The sequence below is a fragment of the Streptomyces piniterrae genome (assembly GCF_005048155.1).
In the GTDB taxonomy this organism is placed as follows: domain Bacteria; phylum Actinomycetota; class Actinomycetes; order Streptomycetales; family Streptomycetaceae; genus Streptomyces; species Streptomyces piniterrae.
Genome location: NZ_SUMB01000002.1, coordinates 875,813 through 899,769, shown reverse-complemented (window position 1 = coordinate 899,769; position 23,957 = coordinate 875,813). Strand labels below are relative to the sequence as shown.

Genomic DNA, 23,957 nt, shown 5'->3' with positions numbered 1-23,957 from the left:
TGGATGGACTACGCAACTCCCAGCCGCCGTTGACCGACTGCCAGTGACCGACTGCCAGTGGCCAGGAGAGGAACGAGAAGATCGTGACCCGTGGTGAAGGGGCACGCGCCACAGGCGTCGACCCCCAGCAGCTCTGGCTGAGCCCCCGTCAGCCCAGCAGAGGGCGCAAGCCCGCCTTCAGCCGCAAAGCGATCACGGCCGCGGCCGTCGCGCTGGCGGACGCGGAGGGGCTGGAGGCGGTCACCATGCGGCGCGTCGCCTCCGAGGTCGGGGCCGGCGTCATGTCGCTCTACAGTTACGCCCCCGACAAGGAGACACTCCTGGAACTGATGGTCGACCACGTCAGTGGAGAGCTCCCGACGGCAGACCCGCTCACCGGCGACTGGCGCACCGACCTGAAGGCGATCGGCCACCTCCAGCGCGCCCTCATGCTCCGTCACCCCTGGCTCCCCACCGCGCTGTCCGCCCGCCGGACACTCGGCCCGCACACGCTGGCCTTCCTGGAACGCGCCCTGGCCGTCCTGCGGCCCACCCGGCTGGACGGCGCGGCGAAGCTGGAAGTGTTCGCCCAGCTCACCGGATTCGTCGCCGCGCAGGTCGCCCACGAGATCGCACAGGCCGCGGCCGCGCAGTCGCCCGAGCGGACCGCGGCCGAGGCCCGCTATCTCGCCGCCGTCGCCGCCGACGGCCGGCACCCGGAACTCGCCGAGGCCCTCGCCGCACCCGGGCGCCCGCTGGACCCGGACTCCACGTTCACCCGGTTCCTCGACCGCCTGATCGACGGCCTGGACACCGACTGATCGGGGCCAGGCGCCCCACCGCTCCGGCCGGGCACCTCGCTTCACCGGCACGGCCTGCCGACCCGCCACCCGGGTCGCCGACCGCACCCGACCCACGATCGGCGTTCCACGTTCCGGCACCGTTCAACTTGCGGCCAGGCTCACCCCGCAACCTCTCGGAGTGAGATATTCCGCTTGGTGATCACGCTGTGGCCGCACACACCGGCCACAGCACGGAGGGCCTCATGGCCGGAACTGAAACCACCACCAACCGCCGCCGCTTCCTTCTCACCTCCGGTGCCGCCCTCGCCGCGAGCGGCACCGCATGGGCACTGCCGGGCCAGCGCTCCGGCAGCACGTCTCCGGCCGCCGGGCACCGGCCGGCCGACCCCCGTCCCCCGCTCGTACGCCCCCGCGTACGGCGGGCCGCACCGTACGGGCTCACCACCCTGGACACCGCCGCGCGCCTCACCGGCGGCAGCGGCTACCGGCGCATCGTCTCCGGCCCCGGCTGGCCCCTGGTCGTCCGCTCCGAACTCGCCGCGACCAGCCCCGGGCGCCGCGACCGGCGCACTCCGCTCGCCTGCTTCGTGCAGTTCACCGACCTGCACATAGCCGACGTCCAAAGCCCCTTGCGCACCGAATTCCTGCGCGCCGGATCACCGGGATCGTGGCGGACACAGGAAGCGCTGTCGGTGCCCGGCGCCGTCTCACTCGTGGAGCAGGTCAACGCGCTCGATGCCGGGCCCCACACCGGCCGGCCGCCCGCCTTCGTCATGTCCACCGGCGACAACATCGACAACCATTCGTCCGTGGAGCTGGAGTGGTTCCTCACCCTCATGAGCGGCGGCCGGATCACCCCGAACACCGGAGACGCCGCGTCGTACGAAGGGGTCCACAACTGCGGCCTCCCGCTGTACTGGCACCCGGAGGCCGCGCTGCGCGACCAGGACAAGCAACGCGGCCTGCCGCACATACCCGGCTACCTCCATGCCGCCATGCGCCCACTGACCAGTCCGGGCCTGCGCATCCCGTGGTACTCGACCCCCGGCAACCACGACGACCTGCCGGGCGGATGCCTGTCACCGCAGGACCCCATGCTGCGGGACTACATCACCGGTGGCCGCAAACTCTTCTCCGTGCCGGACACCGACGTGGCCGCCTACGCCCGCGTACTGCGGACCGGCGACGACCCCAAAGGCACCGTGCTCAAGGACATCCTGCAGCGCAACGCCACCAGGGCACGGACCGTGACCGCCGACGAGCGGCGCCGCATGTTCACCCCGCACGAGTACCTGAGCGCGCACCTGGACCCCGCCCACGCCGGGGCGGGCCCTGCAGGGCACGGATACTCCGAGAACCACCTCGACAGCGACCAGACGTACTACTCCTTCGCCGTCGCCGAAGGCGTCATCGGCATCAGCATCGACACCACCTACCGAAGCGGTCACTACGAAGGGTCGTTGGGCAGCGGGCAACTGGACTGGCTGGAGCGGACACTGGCCGCCCACAGTTCCCGCTACTACGACGCGGACGGTCGGCCGGTACGCAACATCGGCGCCGACGACGCACACATCCTCATCTTCAGTCACCACCACAGCCCCAGCATGACCAGGCGCCGTGACGCCGCGCGCACCGAAGAGCGACGGCACGACGGCGAAGAGGTCATCGCCCTGCTCAGCCGGTTCCCCAACGTGGCGGCATGGATCAACGGTCACAGCCACGTCAACCGCATCACCCCGCACCCGCACGCCACGCCCCAGCGCTCCTTCTGGGAAATCAACACCGCCTCGCACATCGACTACCCCCAACACGCACGCCTCGTCGAACTCGCCGACAACCACGACGGGACGCTGTCCCTCTTCACCACCCTCATCGAATCCGCCGCCCCGCACCGCACCGACTTCGACGACCTCTCCGCCGTCGGACTCGGCTCCCTCTACCGGGAGCTGTCCTACAACGCGCCCGGCCTCGCCGGCAGCATCACGGGTGCGACCGGCGACGTCCACGAAGCCATGGCGGGTACCCCCGCGGACCGCAACACCGAACTCCTCATACGTCGCGCGTGAGCCCGCCTCAGCGTGGCACATTGACCGGTCCCACCGCCGCCCGCAAGACTCGGCCGCAGGTCACCGCCAGCATCCGTACGCGGGTGACCGCCCCGCGACGAGGGAGCATGGTGGCCGGACAGGTTCTTCCACACGAGGTGCAGGGCCGTGGCGCGGAACGCATCCTCCTGCTCCACAACTGGTTCGGCGACCGAACCAGCTTCGACCCGTTGCGAGAACACCTGGACGGGGACGCGTACAGCTACGCCTTTGTCGACTGCCGCGGATACGGCGAGGCCAAGCAGACCGACGGCGCGTACACGATGGAGGAGGTCGCCGCGGACGCCCTCGCCGTCGCCGACCACCTGGGCTGGGACACGTTCTCCGTCCTCGGTCACTCCATGGGCGCGAAGGCGGCCCAGCTCATGCTGCTGGAGGCCCCCTCTCGTATCCGCACCCTCCTCGGGGTCTCCCCCGTCCCCGCCTCCGGCTTTCCCCTCGAAGGCGAAACCTGGGAACTCTTCGCCGGCGCCGCGGAGAGCCCCGGCAACCGCAGGGCCATCATCGACAACACCACCGGCGGACGGCGCAGCGCCCCCTGGCTCGACGCCATGGTCAGCCGCTCCGTGGGACGTTCCTCGCCGACGGCCTTCCGTGCTTATCTGGACTCCTGGTCGCGCACCGACTTCCACACCCGTGTGGCGGACAACCCGATCCCGGTCCTTCTCGTCGTCGGGGTGAACGACCCCGCACTGGGAACCGAGGCCATGCACGGCACATGGCTCAAGTGGTATCCGCATGCCCAGCTCAAGGAACTCCCGGACACCGGGCACTACGCTCCCCAGGAATCGCCCCAGGCCCTCGCCATCACTATCGGCCAGTTCCTGAGGACGGACGCTCGCTGACGTTCCGAGGCGCCCGCGCGATGGGACAGTGAATTTCCCCTTGCGCTTGCGAAAAGAAATTCCGGTGCCTCGGTTGACGGAATCGGCTACCGGAATTTCCGGGGCGGCGCCGAATAACCCGTTCCGGGAATCAGGGGGAAAGCCGTAGCGGCCGTGCAGGGGGACGAAACAGGCGAGCGTCAGGGTTCGCCGACGCTCCAGTCCGGCAGCGGTCCGCCGGAAGGACACGACTTCCTCCCGACCGCCAGGGCCGAGGGGCTGCACCAGGCGGCCGCCGACCCGCAGCTGCTCGACCAGCGGCGCAGGAACGTCCGGGAAGGCGGCGGAGACGAGGATCGCGTCGTACGGGGCGCGGTCCGGCACGCCGGCGCTGCCGTCGCCGACGCGCAGTTCCACGTTCTTGATTCTCCGGCGGTCCAGATTGCGCCGCGCCTGCCGGCTGATGTCCGGCCACAGCTCCACGCTGACGACGTCGTCGGCCAGACGAGACAGCAGAGCCGTCTGAAAGCCGAAACCGGTGCCGACTTCGAGGACGTGCTCGACGCCGAGCAGCCCGAGACCGTCGATCATGATGGCCGAGAGGGACGGCTGGGTGGTCACCTGACCGTGCCCGATCGGCAGCGGCGCGTCGTGATAGGCGTACGAGACATGCTCGGCGGGGACGAATTCCGCTCGTGGTGTCGTACGTACGGCCTCCAGCAGGCGCTCGTCAACGATGCCGGCGGCTCGGACGGCCCGTACGAGATCCTCGCTCGGACGGCCTCCGGTCGCGCCCGCCGTCTCTCGTCCGCCCGGAGTCACACCTCCAGAAAACCGCTCGCGGAGGCGTGCGACCAGCCCCCGCATCCGCCTCCCCGGGGCACCCGGTGCCCTGGGGAGGCGGAGCCGGCGGCGTGCTTCACGCCCCCGAGACGGTCAGTTCCCGCTCCGGCCCGAGCTCGTGCTCCGTTTCCCGGGCGGCGAAGGGACACTGCCAATCGGCGGGCTTGGGGCGGCCGGAGTAGCGGCGAGCCTCGGAGAGTTCCTCGTACTCGTGCAAATTGGGGTTGATATCGCCCTGCAGCTTGATGTCCTGCTTGCGTATCTTCTCCGCCAGGCGGTCCCACATACCGGCGAGCTTGATCCGGTCGAACTGCTCGTGGGAATTGAAGGCCAGCATCGGGAAAGGAGGCCGACGGCCCCACCGGCGGTGGGTTTCGTGCAGGCCGATCACGAAGAAGGGATGGCCGGCGACGCTGAAGGCGAACCTGCTGGACTGCGGGTCCGACGAATAGCCCTCGGCCCAGCGATGGGACTCCGCGTCCTGTTCGTGCAGCAGTTGCAGCTGCTGCCAGAGAAGCTCCTCGAACCGCAGCTCATCCACCCCGCGAGGTTGCTCGAAGGTCGCGATGAAGCTGGTGAACGACCGGGCGCTCCAGTCCGCCGATCCCACGAACTCCGCGAGATCGAGTGCCATCAGGCGGGCGGACTCCTCGCTCCCCAGAAGGTCGTAGTGCCGGTGTGTAATACCGCCCTGGCGCCAGGCGGAGCGACCCGCCAGACAGGAGAACCGCTCCCCCAGGATGAACTCCTCGACCTCACCACGCGCATCCGCCGTCATGGCCAGCCTTCCTTCCACCAACATGCCTCCTCGAAGGGAGATCATCTCCTTCACGCATCCGAAAGCGCCCACCCCGTATCCACGGCACCCGGGCCCACGGGCAGCTGCGGCAGGCGTCACCGCGCGCGGGCAGGACCGAGTCCGTTAGAGGACGGGGAAGGTCACTGGGTGATTGTGACTGGCCAACGCCGATCAACGAAATTCCGTAGCGAGATCTTCCGCTGACGAATCGCTCACACCTGGGACGACCGCGACTTTTCGCCAGCGACAACAGCAACGAAGTCGCCCAGGGTGATCAGACGAATACAGGAAGCGTCGGCCGTGCGCCGCCGGGGACGGCTACCGGGACCGCGCCTCGGCTCTCGGCCCTTTCGGCAGCGGCACCGGAATTTCCGCACCGGAGCCCTAACGCGACGTTCGAGCCATTATCACGTCGGACATATGTTTGGAATTCTGGCGGGAAGTCGCTCATGTCCAGTGAGTTTCCGAAAATTCGGTGTCTACCGCCCACGGACACATTGGCCTGTAAAGGCATCGGGCGGGCGGGTGGCTGAACCGCGCTCTGCCGGGGTGCTCGGGAATTGCGAAGGATGGCTTTTACGACGCCCGGGGTCATGAGGCCCGACAAGGCCCAGGAAGACCCACCGCCCCCCGCTCCTCACTCTCACCGCGAACCTCCCACCGCACCGGCTCAACAGGAGGAAAACGATGGCTCCTCACGAACAACCGGACGGCCTGACGCAACAGGGCATCACCGGTCTCACCCCGGACCGGGTGACCGCGATTCTCGCCCGGATCGCCGACCCGGAGCGCCGACTGGCCGTCCACCAGCAGCTGTTCCCCGATCTGCTCAATCTCGGTACGGCGGAGAACGTGCTGCTCTATCCGCGGCTGAAGGAGAATGTCTTCGACGAGCTCCCCGGCATCGGCGAACATGACATCAGGTATCCCGTGCCCATCTACGGGACCCAGCAACTGCGCACGGATATCGCGGAGTTGCTCCGACCGCTGTTCGACTCGGATCTCCGCAAAGAGGATGTCTTCGGCACGTCGGGGGTCTCGGCAGCCCTCGAATGTCTGGCGTTCGCGCTCAAGCACGGCGAAGTCCTCGAGACCGGCGACCGGGTGCTGCTTCCGGCTCCGTTCTGGCCGGGCTTCAAGTGGTGCTTCGAGCAACGGCCCGGCCTGGTCTGCGTCGCCGCCCCGCTGACCTCGAAGGGCTCGGAGAACTTCGAGCTCACGCTGGAGGACCTGCAACGGGCGTACCACGCGGAAAAGGAACCGCCCAAGCTGCTCGTTCTCACCAACCCCAACAATCCACTGGGTGTCAACTATCCCAAGGATCTGCTGGAGAAGATCTACGACTGGGCCCTCAAGGAAACGCAGATGCACATCATCTCCGACGAGATGTATGCGCATTCCCAGATCCGGACTTCGGAGCTGCCCTTCGTCAGCGCGCTGTCGCTGGATGCCTACCGGAACGACCCGGCGGCGCGCGAGCGGGTCCATGTCACCTGGGGGTTCGCCAAGGACTTCGGGCTCTCGGGCTTCAAGGCGGGTGTCGTCATCTCCCGTTCGTCCGTGGTCCAGGACGTGCTGACGGAGAAGAGCGGCGAACCGTATTCCTGGTTCAGCCCGTTCGATTCGCTCAAGCATTACGTCCTCGGCAAGCTGCTGGAGACGCGAAAGGACGGCGGGAGCTTCGCCCTCGAACTGATGGCGGAGTACCGGGAAACCCTCACCGACGCATTCCAGTCGGCCAGGGCGGCCTTTGACCGCAACAAGATCAAGTACGTCTTCCATAAAGGGCAGAACCCGGCCCAGTTCTTCTGGCTCGATCTGCGGCAGTACCTGAAGCACGAGGTGCCGGAGATTCCGTGGGAACGGGGGCCGCACTTCCCGCAGAACGGAAACGGGGAGCCGGCCAAGCCCGGTGATCTCCGCCTGCCGGTCCTTTTCTCCGAGATCAACAGCGCGGAGGAGGACCTGCGGAAGTACATCGCGGAGAACGCGCACGTACAACTGCTCCCGGGCCAGGCCATGTCCAACGTCGAACCGGGCTATTTCCGGCTGTGCTACACGGCCTTCGACAAGGAGACGGTCCGCGAGGCGATCGATCGCATCGGCCAGGCGCTGGCCTCTCGCGGGCAGCGGTAACGGCGGTCGGCGCAGCGGTCAGGGGTGGCAGCGGAGTCCGTTGCCACCCGCTCATCCCAGCGTCCGGTCGAGGTTGAAGGCCGCGCTGATCATGGCGAGGTGGGTGAACGCCTGGGGGAAGTTGCCGCGCTGCTCCCCGGTGTGGCCGATCTCCTCGGCGTAGAGGCCGAGGTGGTTGGCGTAGGTGAGCATCTTCTCGAACGCGAGCCTGGCCTCGTCCAGGCGGCCGGCGCGGGTCAGCGCCTCGACGTACCAGAACGAGCAGATCGAGAAGGTGCCCTCCTCGCCTCGTAGCCCGTCGGGGCTGGCCTGCGGGTCGTAGCGGTAGACCAGCGAGTCGGACACCAGGTCATCGCCCAACGCGTCCAGTGTGGCGAGCCACTTCGGGTCGGTCGGGGAGATGAACTTGGCCAGCGGCATCATCAGGACGGACGCGTCGAGGACATGGCCGTCCTCATGCTGGACGAAGGCGTCCCGCTGGTCGGACCAGCCATGGCTCATGATCCGGCGGTAGATCGTGTCCCGGGCCTGTCCCCAGCGCGGCATGTCGGCGGGCAGCCCGCGGTGGCCGGCCAGCCGCATGGCACGTTCGATGGCGACCCAGCACATCAGCCGCGAGTAGAGGAAGTTCTTGCGTCCGCCGCGGGTCTCCCAGATCCCCTCGTCGGGCTGGTCCCAGTGGTCACACACCCAGTCGACCAGCTCGCCGATGCTGTCCCAGTGGGCGCTGGAGATGGGCTGCCCCCACTTGTCGTAGAGATAGAGGGAGTCGATGAGTGCCCCGTAGATGTCCAGTTGCAGCTGGTCGACGGCGCTGTTGCCGACGCGTACGGGGGCCGAGCCGCGGTAGCCCTCCAGATGGGACAGTTCGCGCTCGGCCAGTTCCCGCCGCCCGTCGATGCCGTACATGATCTGCAGCGGGCCGGTGGGGCGGGGCGTGCCTGCCGCTGCGGGGTGGGCCTGCTCGGAGAGGTGGACATGCTCGGAGAGGAAGCCCATGAACGCTTCGGCCTCCTCGGTGAAACCGAGTCTGAGCAGCGCGTACACACAGAACGCGGCGTCCCTGATCCAGACGTAGCGGTAGTCCCAGTTGCGCTCGCCGCCGATCTGTTCGGGCAGGCTGGTGGTCGGCGCGGCGATGATGGCGCCGGTCGGGGCGTAGGTGAGCAGCTTCAGGGTGAGGGCGGAGCGGTGCACCATCTCCCGCCAGCGGCCCCGGTAGCGGGAGCGGGACAGCCACCGCCGCCAGTAGGTCACGGTGGCGTTGAACTCGTGCTCCGCTTCGGAGAGCGCGCAGAAGCGGGGTGCCACGTCGCCGCCCACCCGGTCGAGGGCGAGGACGGCGGCTTCGCCTTCGTGCAGTTTGAACAGCGACCAGACGTCCGGGCCGCTGACCTCGATCGGCACGGTGGCCGTCAGCGCGAGGGTGAGGGAGGGCGTCTCGAAGACCGCCTGACCGTCCTGGACGTGGACGCTGTGCGGCTGCGTCCCGTATGCGAAGCGCGGCGCCATGCGGGCCCGGAACGGCAGCGATCCGCGTACGCACACCACCCGGCGGATCAGCCGGTGCCGGTCGGCCTCCCGGGAGTCGTCGACGACCGGCATGAAGTCCTGGATCTCGCCGACTCCGTCGTCCGCGAAGAAGCGGGTGATCAGCACATTGGTGTCGGGGAAGTAGAACTGCTTGGTGCGTGCCGGGACATCCGCGGCGAGTTCGAAGGACCCGCCACGGTCGGCGTCGAGGATCGAGGCGAAGATGCTGGGGGCGTCGAAGCGCGGGCAGCAGTACCAGTCGATGGTGCCGTTGGTGCCGACCAGTGCGGCGCTGCGCAGATCGCCGATCAGTCCGTGTTCGGCGACGGGCAGGTAGCGGCTGGTGCCGGCCTCAGCGGTCACGTCGGCCTCCTGGTGCCGATGACGTATGCCTCTCTCCTCAGGCTAGCCAGTCGCCGGCGGACCGAACCTGGGCGGCGGCGCTCCGCGCACATGAGCGAACCCGCAGGTCAGCGCCCGGATGAGCAGGGTGGCCCGACGGCCCCTCCGGCTGCCGTCCAGCAGGCGCGTAAGGTCCCGGCGGCGTCGGCGCCCAGGCGTCGGCCGAAGGTGTTCAGCAGCCAGGTGACGGCGGTGGCTTCGGTGCCGAGTGTGTCGGCCGTGCTCGTGATGCTGAGGCCGATGACGCGGTGGAGAACGGCGGCGTCGGCTTCCGGTGCGGGCACCAGGTCGTAGAGGGCCTGGGCGGGTGTGCTGGAGGGGGTGCGGGCGGCGTCGTGGACGCGTCTGGTCAGCGCCGTCCAGGCGATGGCGCTGGTGTGGTGGCCGGCGAGGGCCTGCGTCCAGGACGCGGCGAGGTCGCCGAGGGCGTGCTGGACGGCACGGGCCGCCGCGTCGCGATCGGCGACCAGGTGGTGGGCGTAGTGCTGGTAGACGTCGTGGTGGAGTTGGCAGAAAGCGGTGAAGTCGGCGGGCAGGACCACGGTGATCGCTGCCTCGCCGAGCTTCGGCCGCACGGGGGTGGTGTGCGTCGTGGTGCCAGCGGCGGAGGGTGCGGACGGCATGTTTCCCCCGGGGGAAATCGGTGTGGGGCGCGGGTGGTCGGATATCCGTGCGGCGCGGTCCATGGGGGTCAGCCGAATGCCTCCGCCGGCCACGAGCGGCCGCGGTCGGCGTCGTCAGCGGTGGGGGCGAGTGCGTCGACGCGTTCCCAGAGCGGCCGGATCGCGTCCGGATCGCCCTGCAGAGCCGTTGCGAGCGCGCCGACCACCGGCCATCGCAGGAAGCCGGCGGCCGGGGTCTGGGAGGACAGCAGGGCGGTGGCCGCGCCGGCGGTCAGCGGCGCCGGCGCCTGCCGCAGGAGAGTGGGTATCTCGGGGCAGGCGGCGGCCAGGCGGAGTCCGCGCAGCGCGGCCTGGAGCGCATGGACGGCCTCCGGGTAGGTCTGGCCGGGCGGCGGGTCCGAGGGGAGTTCGTGGGCGGTGTTCCACAGGAAGCTCAGGTCGTCGGGGTCGGCTTCGCAGGCTCGGGCGAAGCCCGCGGCGACCTCCCAGGTGGGCGTCCGCTCCCCCGACATGATCCGGTAGATGTACGAGGTGGAGACGCCCGTGCTGGCCGCCAGATCACGTACGGTCGGCTGCCCGCCGGCGCGGCCCAGGTGCGACAGGGCGCGGGAGAGGGCGTAGCCGGGCTGGCCGGGCAGCCAGCAGCTGGCCCGCGACACGGTGCTCGCGGGCTTGCCGTTCTGGAGACCGGCCGGTCGCCGCAGCCGGGCGGGGCCCCGGTCCGCGCGCCTGGCCAGGATCTTGTCGACCTTCTCCGCGGAGTAGCTGCCCTTGAGGGTGCTCGCCGAGCTGTTCATGGCGTTCGCGATCTGGGGCCAGGGCGCCCCGTAGGACAGTGCCTGGCGGATGATGACGGCGGTGACGTCGCCCAGGTCGCGTTGCAGGGCCACACACTGCTCGACGGCTTCGAGTGGGAGGGCTTGCACGCGGTTGCGCGCGATGTGGTCCAGGACCTGAGCCTTCGTCAGCAGGGCTCGGCTGATGCGTACGACATCGTCGTCGTAGCGGCGGGGCTCGGCCGGGGTGGCGGTGCGGTCACGGTAGGAGGCGCTGCGGCATCTGGCGCTGCAGTAGCGGGGGGTGCGGCCGGTGGGCTTGGGACGTTGGAAAGTACGGCGGCAGTAGCCGCAGATGATGTGCGCGTTGCTCTTCGTCATCGAAGTTCCGTGTTTGCGTACGGGGTTGCGTGACGCCCTGGCGTGGTGTCACACGGTCGGTGGCTTTCGTCACGCGAGGGCGGGCGCTGTGGGGTGTCCGGTGAAACGAAACCGCCGGGGCCCTCGCCGGCTGGGGTGCGGCGGGAGGGTGCCGGGGGCCGGTCCGTGCGGCGCGCTGCGCGGCCGTGGCGGCCGGCCCCCGGCATCGACTACCGCCAGCGCACCGCGCGATAGCTGAGGTGAGAGCGGTTGGCCGCGAGAGCGAGCGGTACCGCCAGCGCCACGGCGGGCGCGGCAGCCGGGCCGTAGATCAGCACGATGCCCAGCGAAGCCACGGCGATGAAGACGCCGGCGCCGAGGCTGACAGTCATGTCGACTACGCCTGATGTTTGCCATCGGTAAAGGCGGTGCATGCTAGCTTCGAACCCGCTGGTCAGCGCTGCGAGCGCCGGACCGGCAGGACGCGGACGATGGGGCATCCAGTTCTCCTTGCTTCGTTGTCACAGATGAACGGAAGGGCCCTGCGGGAAGGTTGGACGCCACCTCGGGGCCCTTTCGCATGCCGACCCTAACCCCTCGCTTACACGGAGAGCGACGGATCCGTCACGAAAGCGGAAAGGCCGTTCATCGGGTGCACGAAAGCAACAACGGCACCGCGTCGCGGTATCGGCGACGACCGCATCATCTCGCGTACCAGCACACTCGTCGAGCAACTTTGCGATATGCGTCAGCAAATTTCGTGCCGTCGGCACATGCCGGTTGCACACTGCCGGGCGAGGGCGCGGCATTCGACCGGAGTGCCGGGCATGTCAGAACCGGCCCCGGTGACGAAACGGGCCAGACACACGATGTGCGCGGCAAGCTCCGGCGAAACGGGGCAGGCGGCGACGTGGTCGTGGAGAGCGGTCACTCGGTAAAACGGCGAACGTAGCGCTTCTGCCAGGGGGTTTCCACCGCGCGGGGATCGTAGTGCTCGCGTACGAAGTCCACTGCCCGGTCGGCCGGTACGCCGTCCAGGACGGCGAGGCAGGCCAGGGCGGTGCCGGTGCGGCCACGGCCGCCGCCGCAGGCGATCTCGACGCGTTCGGTGCCGGCGCGGGCCAACACGTCGCCGAGGAGGGCTCGGGCCCGGGTGCGGTCGCTGGGCAGCCGGAAGTCCGGCCAGCGCAGCCATTCCACCTCCCAGGGGAACTCGGGAGGCTGCTTGCCGAGCAGGTAGACGCCGTATGTCGGGGTCGGGCCGTCCGGCAGCGGGTGACGAAGCCCGCGGCCCCGGATGAGGCGTCCGGAGGGAAGCCGCAGGACGCCGGTGTCGGTCGCCTTCCAGATGTCGGTCATCCGATCACTTTAGTTGCCGTGGTTCACGACAGAGCCGCCTGAGCGGCGGCGCGTTCGCGGGCGGCCTCAGCCCGTACCGGATCGCCCAGCATGTCCTCCAGCCTGGCCTTGGCCGTCCAGTTGTACGGGCAGACGGGCCGCAGCTGGATGCGTTCGCTGAGCAGGGTCCGCGCCAGGTCGGTGCGGCCCGCGCGCAGGGATGCTTCGACGAGGGTGCGCTGGATGGCGTCCCGTTGGGCGTGGCTGCCGCCGAAGGTGTGGAGGCGATGGCGGACGGGGAGCAGCAGGTCGGCCGCGAGGCCGTAGTCGCGCTGCCCGTAGGCGATCAGCGCGCGGCAGACCGGGACGCCGATCTCGGCGGTCATGGCGTGGTTGGAGCCGGACGGCCGCGCCGCCACCCAGCGTTCGCGGTCCTCGACGAGGCGCTGCGCCTGGGCGACACGGTCCGCGCCGACGTACGCCATGACCGCGTGCACGTCGTTGAAGGCGTAGTGGGGTCCGTCGTGGCGGCGCTCCCAGGCGTCCGCGAGCCGGCCCCACCGTGCGCCGTGCTGGTGCTCGGCGAGGTACAGCCGCCACAAGAGGGCCGCGGCGTCCAGCAGTTCCATCGCCACGTCCGCCGAACGTTCGTGGTGGAGGGCGGAGTCGTAGATCTCCAGCACACGTGCGGTGTCGCCGGTCTCCAGCGTGTAGAGGGCGTAGTGCCACCAGTTGTGGACGGTGAGCAGGCTGCCGCTCGCCCAGTGGTCGGTGCGGGCGTCGAGGAAGCGGATGCCGTCCGTGAAACGTCCCCGCATCTCGTAGGTGTGCACCACGCCGTGGATCCCCCACACGTCGTCGGGGTGTTGCGCGAGGGCGGCGAGGCCGGTCTCCTCGGCGTGTTCGTAGTGACCCGATTCCTCCAGGCCGAACGCGTACATGCCCAGCAGCGGCCCATGGTGGGGGTCGTCCTCGTCCCAGGCGTCCAGGGCGCCGCCGACGCGGTCGCGCAGGCGCTGGGCGTTCCCGGTGAGGAAGTCGTGCTGGTGGCCTGCGAAGAGGGCGAGCGCATCGCGTGGGAAGTCGACGGTGAGGTCGCCCAGTGCATCGCCGGCGCGGTGCAGATCACCGTCCAGCCATGCCGTCGCGGCGGCGACATGCATCCGCTCCCGGGGCGTCAGCCGCTGTGTGTCGAGACCGCAGCGGAAGCGGCCGAAGTTCTCCCGCGCCGCGGCGGCGTCCTTCTCCTCGGTTCCCAGGACGCCCAGATACGCGACCAGCGCCTGCCCCATGACCGAGTGCGGCGCGGCGGCGAGGACCGACTGCGCTGTGTCGAGGACCTGGGGGCGGAAGAACAGCAGGTCGTCCAGGGCCTGTTCGTAGTGCGGGAGGGCTTCGGCGCCGGTGGCGCTCATCACGTGCCCGTGCCGGTCCGATGTCATGGGGGCTCCTCGGAGTGCGGGTGGTGCCGTGGCGGGTGCGGGTGGGGTGGCGCGCAGGCCGGGTCGGCGGCAGCTGCCGGCTCAGCCGGATATATCCCTTACCCGGGTGCGCGGCCGCGGAACGGGAGCTCAGGGAGTCGGCAGACGCATCGCCAGCAAGGGGCCGTGCTGCTGCGCTCCGTAGACGTCGCGTTCGCCGACGTTCCCGGAGACGAGGGGGCGGCGCAGGTTGATCTTCACGGCCTTCGCCGGATCGTAGAAGATCGGCTCGCTGACGTCGTCGACGGGCATCCGGTAGAGCTCCGCCACCAGGTCCCGGTTGATGGCCCGCTGCCGTTTGACCAGGTCGTACTGGTCCTGGCCGGTGAAGATGATGTCGATGGTGAGTTCGTACGGTCCGCAGTTCTTGCTGCGGATGACGTCGGCGAGTTCGGTCAGCGGAGCGGTGTCTGCGGTCACGACGGGTCTCCGGGGTAGTCGATGTAGCTGATCGGGAAGGGTGCGAGCGGATCGTCGGTTGCCATCAGGTGGTAGACGCTCCACTCGTAGACCTCGCCGGCGTGGAAGTCGGACGGGGAATAGGGGAAGGCGAGGTTGCCGGCCGTGGAGATGCGGCCCGGGTAGCCGAAGTGCAGCATCGTGGAGCGGGCGAAGCCGCAGAGTGTGTCGGCGAGGTCCTGGGTGTCGGCGACGGCCTCGATGACGATGCCGACCTCGTGACCGGTCGGCCGGGGGGACGGTTCGAGCGTGCCCATGCAGCCGTCGGCCCCGTAGACCCGGACGAGCAGGTGGTAGCTGTCCGCCGGGATGTCGGGGAAGTTGTCCGCCACGCGGTCCCGTACGCCCTGGACGATCGTGTCGATCTCGCGGATGAAGAACGGGTCCCGGGCGCCGGCCACCGAAACGGTGCGATAGCCGCGCAGCCGGGCGCCTTCGAGCTTGACCGCGAAGGGCTGGGCGAGGTGGCGGGAGCCGGTGACCCGAACGCTGCGGTCGTCCTCCGGGGTGAAGACGCAGTCGCTGAGATCCAGGTAGCCGCCGGGGCCGGGCAGGCGGTAGGGGTCGCTCTTCTCGTAGAGCGTGTGCGCGGATACGGAGGTGGGGGTGCAGCGGCGGTCGGGATTGAGCGGTTCGAGGACGAAGTGGTCTCGGCGCAGGGTGCCGAGCATGCAGTCGCTTCCGCTGCCGGGTACGGCGGCGATCGCGGCGCACTCCAGGATCTTGCTCATATGCAGGGCCAGTCCCTCGTCGAAGCCGTGCAGCAGCGGCATCGCGGCGAAGACCGCGGGGTCGTAGGCGCGCCCGGCGAGAACCACGTCGGCGCCGGCGCGCAGCGCCGCCACCAGCGGTTCCGTGCCCATCTGCGCCACCAGGTGGGTGCTCGCCTGAACGTCGTCGGCGGTGAGCTGCGGGCCGTGCGGAACCGCGCTGATCCGGCCGTCCCGCAGGGCCTCAAGGACGGTGTCCCGGTCGATGTCGGCGGGGATGACGGCCGCGCGCAGCCGGAGCCCCTGCTCGGCGGCGATGTCGTCGACGATGCCGCGGAGCCAGTCCAGGTGCGGTGCGGCCCCGGCACCGCCCGCGGAACCGATGACCACGGGGATCCCCAGCTCCTGCCCGGCGGTGATCATCCGCTCCAGGTCGCGCCTGACCGCCGTACGGTCGGTGAACGAGGTGCCCGCACCCAGGTAGTACGGGCCGGGGTCGCTGGACCCTGCGTCGGCGGCGATGACATGCGGTCGGCGGGCCAGGCCGGCGGCGAACGACGCCTCGGGGAATCCGTAGCCGAGGATCGCCGTGGGGGCCAGTACGCGCATCTCGTCCATCGTTCGGCCCTCCGGAAGGTGGTCGGCGGCCGCGGGGCCCGGGGACCGCGGCTCTGTGGGTACTGCTGGATCATTCACCCGGCGCAGTGTGCCGCACCTGCCGCAGGAATGTCGCATTGTCGGGGGCACTCCGGACCTTGTCGAGCAACGCCTCCGTGTTCTGCGATACGTCACCGGTCCGGAGGGCACGTCGCAGTAGGCGGGTGGCGGTCAATTCCGGCATCGAGAGCATCAGTTCCTCGCGGCGGGTGCCGGATCCGGTGATATCGACGGCCGGGTAGTGGCGCTTCTGCGCGAGCGTCCGGTCGAGGCGGAGTTCCATGTTTCCGGTGCTCTTCAGTTCCTCGAAGAAGTAATCGTCGGCCCGGGAACCGGTCTCCACCAGCGCAGTGGCGAGAATGGTCAGCGAACCACCCTCCTCCGCGAGACGCGCTGCTCCGAAAAGCCGCTTGGGTCCGTACAGGGCCGCGGCGTCGACACCTCCGCTCAGCGTCCGTCCGCCGGACGCCGCGGCATTGTTGTGCGCACGGCACAGCCGGGTGAGGGAATCGAGGAGGACCACAACGTCCTGCCCGTCCTCGACGAGTCGTTTGGCGCGTTCCACTGCCATTTCGGCGAGTGCGATGTGTTCTTTCGCCGGCCGGTCGAAGGTCGAGGCGAACACGTCTCCGCGTACGGATCGGCGCATCTCGGTGACTTCCTCCGGCCGTTCGTCGACCAGGACCACCATCAGCCGGCATTCGGGGTGATTGTCGGCGATGGCGGCGGCGATGTGTTGCAGCAGGACCGTCTTCCCCGTCTTGGGTGGCGCGACGATCAGCCCGCGCTGGCCCTTGCCGACCGGCGTGACCAGGTCGATGATGCGTGGCGTCAGCCCGCCTGCCGGGTTTTCGAGACGCATACGCTCTCGCGGATGCAGCGGTGTGAGGTCACGGAAATGCGGCCGGCCGCGCAATGCCTCCGGCGGGCGGCCGTCGACCGACTCGACCTGGACGAGCGAGCGCTGGCGGGTGCGCTTCCCTACGATGAAATCGCCCTTGCGCAGGCCGAATTTGCGGATCAGGGCGAGGGACACTCGGACGTCCTCGGACGAGGCGAGGAGCCCCTCGGCGCGAAGGAATCCGGATCCCTGCCTTTCGTCGGCGATATCCAGGATTCCGGCCGCCGACACGGAGGGCTGCGCCTCAGTCGGCTCAACAGGACGGTCGGTGCTGATGGTGTGGTGGATTGGCGTCATGGTCATGGGTGTGGGCTGTCCTCTCGGGACGTTCGCAGAAACGTGGATGTTCGGAAAGGGAGGTGGGAAAGGGAGGTGGGAAAGGGCGGTGAGGATGGGTTGAAGTGGGTGGGAGGCCGGCCTGGGAAGGCGGGAGGCGGCGCGACGAGATCGCGCTCGGCGCCGGGCGGGCGGTCAGATGGCCCGCGGCCGGAAAAGAGGGAAACAGCCGGTCAGCCGGTGCTGCATTGCTGGCCCAGAGGCACGGCTGCACAGGGAGAGCCGTTCAAGCCGGCGGTTCACAGTGACTGTTCAAGGTGGCTGCTCGACAGCCATATGAAGGGGAAAGTGGCACCCGCGCCGGAATTTCGGCGAGCATGAGTGCGTCCCTCTCGGAGAGTACCACCCGCCCGGCGTGGTCGGTCCAGCGGATTACGGATCGGACCGGTGTCGAGGGGGCGGGCGCCGGGATGTCGTCGCGTCGCGGTGTGTTGCCGAGGTACGGACAAGTAGGGATCCGACCGGGCCTATGCTGAGTGCGATGTTCGCACCCCAGGGCCCCACGTTCCGTGAACTCGCCGTCCAGGCGCTGTCCTCCGTCGAGCGCGGTTATGACCTGCTCGCGCCCAAATTCGACCATACGCCGTTCCGGACCCCGGCCTCGGTGCTGGCTCCCGTCTCCCGTGTACTGCGCACCCTCGGCCCGTTCGACAGCGGCCTCGACCTCTGCTGCGGCACCGGCGCCGGTATGGACGTCCTGCGCCAGGTGTGCCGGGAGCGGGTCACCGGGGTCGACATCAGCGCGGGGATGCTCGCGGTGGGCCGTTCCCGTGAGCCGGTGGCCGCCGCGGCGCCGCGCATGGAGTGGGTGCGCGCGGATGCGCGGGCCCTGCCGTTCGGGCCTGCCTTCGATCTCGTGGTGAGCTTCGGCGCGTTCGGGCATTTCCTGCCTCGCGAGCGTCCTGGACTGTTCGCGCAGGTTCACTCCGTGCTGCGCCCCGGCGGCCGTTTCGTGTTCCCCGTCGTCGCACCGGCCCGTCCGGGGTCGCCCGGCTACTGGATGATGCTGGCCTTCGACGCGGCGATGCGGATCCGCAACGCGCTGTGGCGCCCGCACTTCGTCATGTACTACAGGACGTTCCGTCTCGCGGATGTGCGGGCGGAGTTGGCCGGGGCCGGCTTCGACGTACGGCTGCACGCGCTCCCGGAACTCGGCCGACGCCCCGACGGCAGCCCGCGGTGCCGGTTGGTGGTCGCCACCCGGGATCGCCAGCCGATCTGACGCCGCCTCAGCCCTCGACCGACCTGACGCTGCCTCCGTTTCTTATTACCGCAAAGTACCTGTTTCACCATCAACTACAACTTTACTGATTCTTGGTGTAGTTGAATCAAATTTCACTCCAGTCTCAAACGGAACAGCGACGACCACCCCCCACCGGACTCGTCGCTTCCACGAAGCTGGGCGAGAGGCAACAAGCAAGATGACCAAAAAGTTCAAGACAAGCTCGATGAGCGGAACTGGCGCAACCAGCAGGGCGAGCAGGGCCATCCGCGGCGGTAGCCGGCTGATGGCGCTGTCCACCGCGGCACTCGGTCTGGTCGCGGCGATGGCGGCGCCGGCCGCCGCGGATGACCAGCCCACCCGGGAGCAGCTGATAGCCGACTGTGCTTCCGGCGAGGGCAAGTGCAGCTTCAACGAGCCGAAGCTCGGTACGGCGTACCTCGGCGACTTCCACCAGGTCTCCAACTCGCTCTTCAACTGCAGCACTTCGGATGCCACGCAGTCGATGGGCTGGGCGGACACGGTGGGTTCCACTGACTCCGCGGGCGTCTCCGTCACCGCCGGCGGAAAGATCGCCGGTCTCATCGACCTGAGTGTCACCGCGACCTACAGCCACACCTGGTCGAGCTCACACACCGAGAACAGCTCCATGAACATGACGGTGAAGCCCGGCGAGGTGGGCTGGATCTCCCGTGCGCAGGTGATGCAGACCGTCTCGGGCACCTGGCAGACCCACTACGACAGCCCCAAGTGGGGTCACTACTACTGGTACGTGCCGGACACGGTCACCGGTCCCGCGCCCAACGGCACGGACGGGCAGAGCAATGCGGTGATCGTCAAGACGCGCAAGATGACGGATGCGGAGCAGAAGTCCTGCTCGGCGGATGCCAAGCAGGGCCAGGCGTTCGTCGTCAAGCGCTGACGAAGCGTCGTCAAGGCGGCCGCCGGCCGTAGTGCCTCCCGTCCCCCCGGGGCGGGAGGCACACTTGTGCCTCGCCCTACGGACGGTGCGTCAGATGGCACATGGCCACTGCCGTATGCAGCGCGGCACCGACGGCCAGCGCCTCCTCGTCGAAGACGACATGGCTGGAGTGGCAGTCCGGGACGCCGCCGTGCGGCGCGCCGCCGGGACGCGCCCCGAGGAAGGCCATCGCGCCGGGCACTCTGCGCAGCACATACGCAAAGTCCTCGGCGCCCATGGACGGTTCGGGCAGCCTCCGCACCCGGTCCTGGCCGAGCAGGGCGCCCGCGGTGTCATGGACGAAAGCGGCGAAGGCGGAGTCGTTGACGACCGGGGGGTAGCTCTCGGGCAGGTCGACCTCGACGGACGCGCCGTGGGCGGCGGCGACATGGTGGGCGACGCGGGCGATGCCGTCGCGCACCGTCTGGCGGGTCGCCGGGGACAGGGTGCGGACGGTGCCGTGGATCTCGGCCGTGTCGGGAATGATGTTGGTGGTGGTGCCGGCCCGGATGGCGGCCACGGTGACCACGGCGGGGTCGAAGACGCTGACGGTGCGGGTGACCATCGTCTGCAGGGCCTGGACGATCTCGCAGGCCACGGGGACGGGGTCGAGGGCCAGTTGCGGGGCGGAGGCGTGGCCGCTGCGGCCGCGTACGGTCAGGTGCATCAGGTCGGAGGCGGCGAACATCGGGCCGGGCCGCAGATGCACCGTTCCGGTCTCGAAGCGGGTGGTGATGTGCAGGGCGAAGGCCGCGTCCACGCCGTGACCGTCAGGGGCATCGGGGTTGTCCGAAGCGGGTGGGGGGTCGAGGACGCCTTCGTCGATCATGTGCTCGGCTCCGCCGCCGGACTCCTCGGCGGGCTGAACATGAACACCACCCGGCCCGCCAGCCGCGCACGGCGGGCGGCCAGCAGCCGGGCGGCGCCGATGAGCATGGCGGTGTGGGTGTCGTGGCCGCAGGCGTGCATGGCCCCCGGTGTCTCGGAGGCGAAGGCCAGACCGGTCTCCTCGTGTTGGGGCAGGGCGTCCATGTCGGCGCGCAGCAGGACCGTACGGCCGGGCCGTGCGCCCTCCAGGATGGCGACGACCGAGCTGAGGCGTTCTCCGGTACGCACCGTCAGGCCCAGCCCGTCGAGCGCGCGCAGCACGGTCTGCTGGGTGCGCGGCAGGTGCCGGCCCAGCTCCGGTGCGCGGTGGATGGTCCGGCGGACGGCGATGATGCCGGGCAGCAGCCGGCGTGCCTCCGCGAGCAGCCCGGTGAGGGGGTCGGGTGCGTCGGCGGCCGTGTGGGATCCGGTCACTGGAGTCCTCCGGGGTCGTCACCGGGATGGTCGCTGGGAACCTCGTCGGGGAAGTCACCAGGAGCGTCACGGGAGAAGTCACGCCGGGCCTGGTCGAGCAGCGCCTGGAGGATGTCCGGGCTGCGGTCGGGCAGGCCCAGGGCGACGCGTTCGTCGAGACCACCGGGATTGACCAGGTTGACCTCGAAGACGTAGGGGTGGGCGAGGTCGATGCCGGCGAAGCGGATGCCGTGCCGGGCCAGCCGCCGGCCGATCCGCTCACACAGCTGCTGTTCATCGGCGGTCAGGGCGGTTTCGGCGCAGTGGACACGATGGGCGGTGTTGCCGCGATGTTCGTCGGGGGCGAGCCGGTGGAGCTGCTGGGCCACGGGCCGCCCGGCGGCCAGGATGACGCGCTTCTCGTCGGTGTGCGGGTGGTATTCCTGGAGCGCGCAGTACCGGTTGCCGAAGCCCCTCAGGCCGCCTTTGGTGAGCAGTTCGGTGACCCCGGTGTTCCCGGTCATGGACTGGAGCAGCACACGGTTGTTGGACGATCCCGGCCGGAGCAGGTACACATCGGCGCCGGCGTCCGCGTCGGTCGGTTTGACCAGCCAGGTGGCGCCGGGTTCCCGCTGGTAGTGGGCCCACAGCTGGTCGAAGGAGTGCGAGATCAGGGTGCGCGGCAGATGCCCCGGCGGGACGACGGTGTCCAGGTTCGTCTTGTTGCCCAGCATCAGAATGCCGGTGACGTCGTTGACGAAGGGCACCCGCTGGTTGAGCCGCCACAGGAGCTGCCAGGCCTAGGTCTCGAACGGCCCGGTCGTCCCGTGGGCTGCGGGTAGTTGAGCACCCACACGACGTCCATGTCCGTGCAGTGGCGCGGCTCGGGGACTCGGCGGCCGCGAGCCAGCTGCGGCAGGCACACACGCACGGGGTACTCCTCCGGCGGGGACGGCCACGTCGGGAACGGTCATCGGAGAGGATGACTGCCCCGCGACATGCGGCGAACAAACCCGGGCATCAACCCATACGACTCACGCGGAGTTTCGCTACGTTCCTCTCGCCGGTCCTCCCGCTCCCCGTCCCCCGTACGCCGTCCTCGCGAAAGGATCCCCACCGTGCGCAGACCGCTCGCCGTACGCGGCCTCGTCCCGACGCTGCTCGCCACCTCGCTTCTCGCGCTGCCGCTCGCCGGCACCCTGCCCGGACCGTTCGCACACGCCGCCGGCGCCACGGACGCCTCGTCAGCTCCGGACCGGGCGTACTGGACCCCGCAGCGGATGCGGGCCGCCGAACCGGCCGCCGCCGCGGGTCGTTCGCCGGCACCCCGCCGAGCCGCGGCGGAGCCGGTTCCGCCGAGCCACCCGTTCGACGGTGTCCCCCAGGTGGGCACATTTTTCTGGACGGACGAGAACAACACCGGCCGGTTCTGCAGCGGAACGGTCGTCCGCAGCCCGCACCACGACCTCGTCATCACCGCCGCGCACTGCCTGCGCGGCGCCGACCCCAAGCGCCATCTGTCCTTCGTGCCCCAGTATCACGACGGCCTCAAGCCGCACGGGGTCTTCCCCATCGACCGTGTCTACATCGACCAGCGGTACTACGACCTGGGGACGAACGCGGGCGCACGCTGGGACTACGCGGTCGTACGGCTGAGTGTGCGCGAGGACGGGACCGAGGTGGAGGACGTGACCGGCGGCTACGACCTCCTCGTCAACTCGGGGTACGACCACCGCCGGGTGCGGCTCATCGGCTACCCGGGCAACGACGACGCCACCCACCCCAAACCACTGGACTGCACCTCCTCCACGCACCGGTACACCAGTACCGAACCGGCCGTGCCCGGTGACTTTCTGGAGATCGCCTGTGCGGGCTATATCGGTGGCACCTCCGGCGGGCCCTTCCTGGTACCGCGTCTCGGCGGTTTCGCCCTGATCGGCGTCATCGGCGGCTACCACACGGGCGGCGATTTCCCGGACCTCTCCTACAGCTCGTACCTCACACTCGACACGCTGCGGCTCTATCGGCACGCCGTGCGCGGCGACACTCCGGCGGAGCCGCGCCCCTTGCGCGACGAAGCACCGGCGGCGCCGCGCCAATAGCCGTCTCCGTCACCAGAGTTTGTCGATGTCGCCGGGATACAGCTCGATGCGGGCGTGCCGGAAGGCGGGGCGGTCGTGTCGGGCCCGGTCGGTGAAGAAGTCGGCCATGGTGACCTTGTCGAAGCCGGGTCGGTCGCTGGGGAAGGGGCGTTGCGGCGTACCTCCGATGAGCACCGTGCCGGGAAGGTGCTGCCATCCCGCGCTCTCGTAGAAGGCCTGGAGGGGGCGATCGCAGGTGAAGACTCCCAGGTCCAGATCCGAGGCCCGCATCGCCTCGTGGGCGGCGGCCACCAGGCGCCGGCCGTGGCCCTGGCCTCGTACCGCCTGCCGGGTCACCACGGTGCTCAGCCCGCCTACCCGGTAGCGCCGGCCGGCGTGCACGATCGGCTTGGCCAGGACGTCGAGCGCTGCCAGCACCGTGCCGTCGGCGACGAGCAGCATCGACAGGGGTTCCAGCGCGGGATCGTGGACGTGGTCGGGCGCAGGTCCTGCGGCGTCACCGGATGCTGCGGCCGCTGGGTCGACGGGCTCCGCCGGGGGCCAGGCTTCCCGCTGCAGGTCGAGGACCTGAGCGCGCAGCTGGGGCGGGGTGGCGGCTTCGGGGAAGGACATGATCTGCACACGCCGATTGTGGCCGATGGCGGACTCGCTCCGGCTCAGGTGGTCTCCGGTTCGGTGCGAGCGGTGCGCGGCGGAGCATCGCGTGCAGGAGACACCCCGACGAGGCGGCGTCCCGCCGCGCGTCGGCCCCGGAGTTGCCTCCGCCGTGCGGCGGAGGGAACTCCGACCTGAAGAGGAGGTGAGCGCTTCTCCAGGATCGGCATGATGGGTGGCGGCCGGATGACCGCCGGCCGACAGTCACGGGGCCCGGCAGGGGTCCCGGAATCCAGGGAGAGTCACAGTGCGTGGGATAGCGGGGAACTCCAGGACGGCCGGGGCGGCCACGGCGCTTGCGCTGGCCGCCGCCACTTTCGTCATTCCCCTTGCCGCGGCCCAGCCGGCCGCTGCCGCTTCGGAGTGCAAGGGCAGGATCGACTTCGCCAAGTCACGCAACTACTACGCCATCATGTCCAGCGACGACGGGGACACGAGAGAGGCCGCCAGGTACAACGACGCCACCGTCAAGGAGATCGGCCACGCCTTGCCCGCCTGCCGGAACGCACACCACCGGGAACGGGTCAGGGACCTCCTGAAGAAGTCCGAGGACTATGCCGAACGAGCCCTGGACGCCAACCGGCGCAAGGACAGGCGCCAGGGCCGTGAGTACGAGGAGGTCGTGAAGGCACGCCTCGAAGAGGCGCTGTACCGGGCCTGAGGCGACCTGTT

Annotated in this window: 20 protein-coding genes and 2 pseudogenes; 8 read left to right on the top strand and 14 right to left on the bottom strand. The window is 69.6% G+C overall.

Annotated features, from left to right (window positions below):
* The first annotated feature begins 83 nt into the window (after positions 1 to 83).
* The 3 genes from FCH28_RS08320 (at position 84) to FCH28_RS08310 (ending at position 3,732) form a co-directional block, all read left to right on the top strand.
* Positions 84 to 800: a TetR/AcrR family transcriptional regulator C-terminal domain-containing protein gene (locus FCH28_RS08320; RefSeq protein WP_136739030.1), complete on the top strand. Its 717-nt coding sequence runs from the start codon at positions 84 to 86 to the stop codon at positions 798 to 800.
* 224 nt (positions 801 to 1,024) lie between these two features.
* A complete protein-coding gene (locus FCH28_RS08315; protein ID WP_136739029.1) occupies positions 1,025 to 2,848 on the top strand; it encodes a TIGR03767 family metallophosphoesterase in 1,824 nt (607 codons plus the stop codon).
* A gap of 110 nt (positions 2,849 to 2,958) precedes the next feature.
* Entirely contained in the window at positions 2,959 to 3,732 is a 774-nt protein-coding gene (locus tag FCH28_RS08310) for an alpha/beta fold hydrolase (RefSeq protein WP_136739186.1), read from the top strand.
* 156 nt (positions 3,733 to 3,888) lie between these two features.
* Here FCH28_RS08310 and FCH28_RS08305 read toward each other — a convergent pair.
* A pseudogene (locus FCH28_RS08305) lies at positions 3,889 to 4,578 on the bottom strand (protein-L-isoaspartate(D-aspartate) O-methyltransferase); the annotation flags it as partial.
* A gap of 52 nt (positions 4,579 to 4,630) precedes the next feature.
* Positions 4,631 to 5,332: a guanitoxin biosynthesis heme-dependent pre-guanitoxin N-hydroxylase GntA gene (gene gntA / locus FCH28_RS08300; protein WP_136739028.1), complete on the bottom strand. Its 702-nt coding sequence runs from the start codon at positions 5,330 to 5,332 to the stop codon at positions 4,631 to 4,633.
* A gap of 708 nt (positions 5,333 to 6,040) precedes the next feature.
* On the opposite strand from gntA, the gene FCH28_RS08295 reads away from it, so the two are divergent.
* Positions 6,041 to 7,489: a pyridoxal phosphate-dependent aminotransferase gene (locus FCH28_RS08295; protein WP_136739027.1), complete on the top strand. Its 1,449-nt coding sequence runs from the start codon at positions 6,041 to 6,043 to the stop codon at positions 7,487 to 7,489.
* Positions 7,490 to 7,540: 51 nt separating this feature from the next.
* On the opposite strand, the gene FCH28_RS08290 is transcribed toward FCH28_RS08295, so the two are convergent.
* From FCH28_RS08290 to rho, 9 genes are all read right to left on the bottom strand, one after another.
* Positions 7,541 to 9,385: a glycoside hydrolase family 15 protein gene (locus FCH28_RS08290; RefSeq protein ID WP_136739026.1), complete on the bottom strand. Its 1,845-nt coding sequence runs from the start codon at positions 9,383 to 9,385 to the stop codon at positions 7,541 to 7,543.
* A gap of 107 nt (positions 9,386 to 9,492) precedes the next feature.
* Positions 9,493 to 10,047 carry a hypothetical protein gene (locus tag FCH28_RS08285; RefSeq protein WP_136739025.1) on the bottom strand — a complete coding sequence of 185 codons (555 nt, stop codon included), beginning with the start codon at positions 10,045 to 10,047 and terminating at the stop codon, positions 9,493 to 9,495.
* Between the two features lie 68 nt (positions 10,048 to 10,115).
* Positions 10,116 to 11,204, bottom strand: coding sequence for a helix-turn-helix domain-containing protein (locus FCH28_RS08280; RefSeq protein WP_136739024.1), 1,089 nt, complete (start codon positions 11,202 to 11,204; stop codon positions 10,116 to 10,118).
* A 209-nt stretch (positions 11,205 to 11,413) separates the two neighbouring features.
* Complete coding sequence (locus FCH28_RS37985; protein WP_169314087.1) at positions 11,414 to 11,575, bottom strand: hypothetical protein; 162 nt, start codon at positions 11,573 to 11,575, stop codon at positions 11,414 to 11,416.
* Between the two features lie 535 nt (positions 11,576 to 12,110).
* Positions 12,111 to 12,542, bottom strand: a complete 432-nt coding sequence (locus FCH28_RS08275) for a protein-tyrosine phosphatase family protein (protein ID WP_136739023.1) — start codon at positions 12,540 to 12,542, stop codon at positions 12,111 to 12,113.
* A 23-nt stretch (positions 12,543 to 12,565) separates the two neighbouring features.
* Positions 12,566 to 13,963, bottom strand: a complete 1,398-nt coding sequence (locus FCH28_RS08270) for a tetratricopeptide repeat protein (RefSeq protein ID WP_136739022.1) — start codon at positions 13,961 to 13,963, stop codon at positions 12,566 to 12,568.
* A gap of 129 nt (positions 13,964 to 14,092) precedes the next feature.
* The gene (locus tag FCH28_RS08265) at positions 14,093 to 14,422 is read right to left on the bottom strand and encodes a DUF4387 domain-containing protein (protein WP_136739021.1); all 330 of its coding nucleotides are present in this window, start codon (positions 14,420 to 14,422) and stop codon (positions 14,093 to 14,095) included.
* Positions 14,419 to 15,789, bottom strand: coding sequence for an acyclic terpene utilization AtuA family protein (locus FCH28_RS08260; protein ID WP_136739020.1), 1,371 nt, complete (start codon positions 15,787 to 15,789; stop codon positions 14,419 to 14,421). Before FCH28_RS08260 ends, FCH28_RS08265 begins: the two co-directional genes overlap by 4 nt.
* A gap of 70 nt (positions 15,790 to 15,859) precedes the next feature.
* The gene (gene rho, locus FCH28_RS08255) at positions 15,860 to 17,032 is read right to left on the bottom strand and encodes a transcription termination factor Rho (protein WP_136739019.1); all 1,173 of its coding nucleotides are present in this window, start codon (positions 17,030 to 17,032) and stop codon (positions 15,860 to 15,862) included.
* A gap of 514 nt (positions 17,033 to 17,546) precedes the next feature.
* On the opposite strand from rho, the gene FCH28_RS08250 reads away from it, so the two are divergent.
* Positions 17,547 to 18,287: a class I SAM-dependent methyltransferase gene (locus tag FCH28_RS08250; RefSeq protein ID WP_136739018.1), complete on the top strand. Its 741-nt coding sequence runs from the start codon at positions 17,547 to 17,549 to the stop codon at positions 18,285 to 18,287.
* A 226-nt stretch (positions 18,288 to 18,513) separates the two neighbouring features.
* Positions 18,514 to 19,209 carry a hypothetical protein gene (locus tag FCH28_RS08245; protein ID WP_246102518.1) on the top strand — a complete coding sequence of 232 codons (696 nt, stop codon included), beginning with the start codon at positions 18,514 to 18,516 and terminating at the stop codon, positions 19,207 to 19,209.
* Positions 19,210 to 19,285: 76 nt separating this feature from the next.
* Here FCH28_RS08245 and FCH28_RS08240 read toward each other — a convergent pair.
* Together FCH28_RS08240 and FCH28_RS08235 are read right to left on the bottom strand one after the other, a co-directional pair.
* Positions 19,286 to 20,280: pseudogene (locus tag FCH28_RS08240) on the bottom strand (M20 metallopeptidase family protein).
* Between the two features lie 266 nt (positions 20,281 to 20,546).
* Entirely contained in the window at positions 20,547 to 21,296 is a 750-nt protein-coding gene (locus FCH28_RS08235; protein WP_136739017.1) for an ATP-grasp domain-containing protein, read from the bottom strand.
* A gap of 351 nt (positions 21,297 to 21,647) precedes the next feature.
* Here FCH28_RS08235 and FCH28_RS08230 point away from each other — a divergent pair, with 351 nt between their 5' ends.
* Entirely contained in the window at positions 21,648 to 22,631 is a 984-nt protein-coding gene (locus FCH28_RS08230; protein WP_246102516.1) for a trypsin-like serine peptidase, read from the top strand.
* A gap of 9 nt (positions 22,632 to 22,640) precedes the next feature.
* Here FCH28_RS08230 and FCH28_RS08225 read toward each other — a convergent pair whose 3' ends face one another.
* Positions 22,641 to 23,243: a GNAT family N-acetyltransferase gene (locus tag FCH28_RS08225; RefSeq protein WP_246102568.1), complete on the bottom strand. Its 603-nt coding sequence runs from the start codon at positions 23,241 to 23,243 to the stop codon at positions 22,641 to 22,643.
* A gap of 289 nt (positions 23,244 to 23,532) precedes the next feature.
* Between FCH28_RS08225 and FCH28_RS08220 the strand changes: the two genes are divergently transcribed.
* Positions 23,533 to 23,946 (top strand): hypothetical protein, encoded by a 414-nt coding sequence (locus FCH28_RS08220; RefSeq protein WP_136739014.1) that lies wholly within the window; start codon positions 23,533 to 23,535, stop codon positions 23,944 to 23,946.
* Positions 23,947 to 23,957: the final 11 nt, after the last annotated feature.

What these genes read in the sequence shown, in the direction of transcription:
- FCH28_RS08315 (WP_136739029.1), top strand. Translation starts at nt 1,025, where the DNA reads ATGGCCGGAACTGAAACCACCACCAACCGCCGCCGCTTCCTTCTCACC.
- FCH28_RS08270 (WP_136739022.1), bottom strand. Translation starts at nt 13,963, where the DNA reads ATGACATCGGACCGGCACGGGCACGTGATGAGCGCCACCGGCGCCGAA.
- FCH28_RS08280 (WP_136739024.1), bottom strand. Translation starts at nt 11,204, where the DNA reads ATGACGAAGAGCAACGCGCACATCATCTGCGGCTACTGCCGCCGTACT.
- FCH28_RS08295 (WP_136739027.1), top strand. Translation starts at nt 6,041, where the DNA reads ATGGCTCCTCACGAACAACCGGACGGCCTGACGCAACAGGGCATCACC.
- rho (WP_136739019.1), bottom strand. Translation starts at nt 17,032, where the DNA reads ATGACCATGACGCCAATCCACCACACCATCAGCACCGACCGTCCTGTT.
- gntA (WP_136739028.1), bottom strand. Translation starts at nt 5,332, where the DNA reads ATGACGGCGGATGCGCGTGGTGAGGTCGAGGAGTTCATCCTGGGGGAG.
- FCH28_RS08225 (WP_246102568.1), bottom strand. Translation starts at nt 23,243, where the DNA reads ATGTCCTTCCCCGAAGCCGCCACCCCGCCCCAGCTGCGCGCTCAGGTC.
- FCH28_RS08285 (WP_136739025.1), bottom strand. Translation starts at nt 10,047, where the DNA reads ATGCCGTCCGCACCCTCCGCCGCTGGCACCACGACGCACACCACCCCC.
- FCH28_RS08275 (WP_136739023.1), bottom strand. Translation starts at nt 12,542, where the DNA reads ATGACCGACATCTGGAAGGCGACCGACACCGGCGTCCTGCGGCTTCCC.
- FCH28_RS08250 (WP_136739018.1), top strand. Translation starts at nt 17,547, where the DNA reads ATGTTCGCACCCCAGGGCCCCACGTTCCGTGAACTCGCCGTCCAGGCG.
- FCH28_RS08260 (WP_136739020.1), bottom strand. Translation starts at nt 15,789, where the DNA reads ATGGACGAGATGCGCGTACTGGCCCCCACGGCGATCCTCGGCTACGGA.
- FCH28_RS08245 (WP_246102518.1), top strand. Translation starts at nt 18,514, where the DNA reads ATGAGCGGAACTGGCGCAACCAGCAGGGCGAGCAGGGCCATCCGCGGC.
- FCH28_RS37985 (WP_169314087.1), bottom strand. Translation starts at nt 11,575, where the DNA reads ATGACTGTCAGCCTCGGCGCCGGCGTCTTCATCGCCGTGGCTTCGCTG.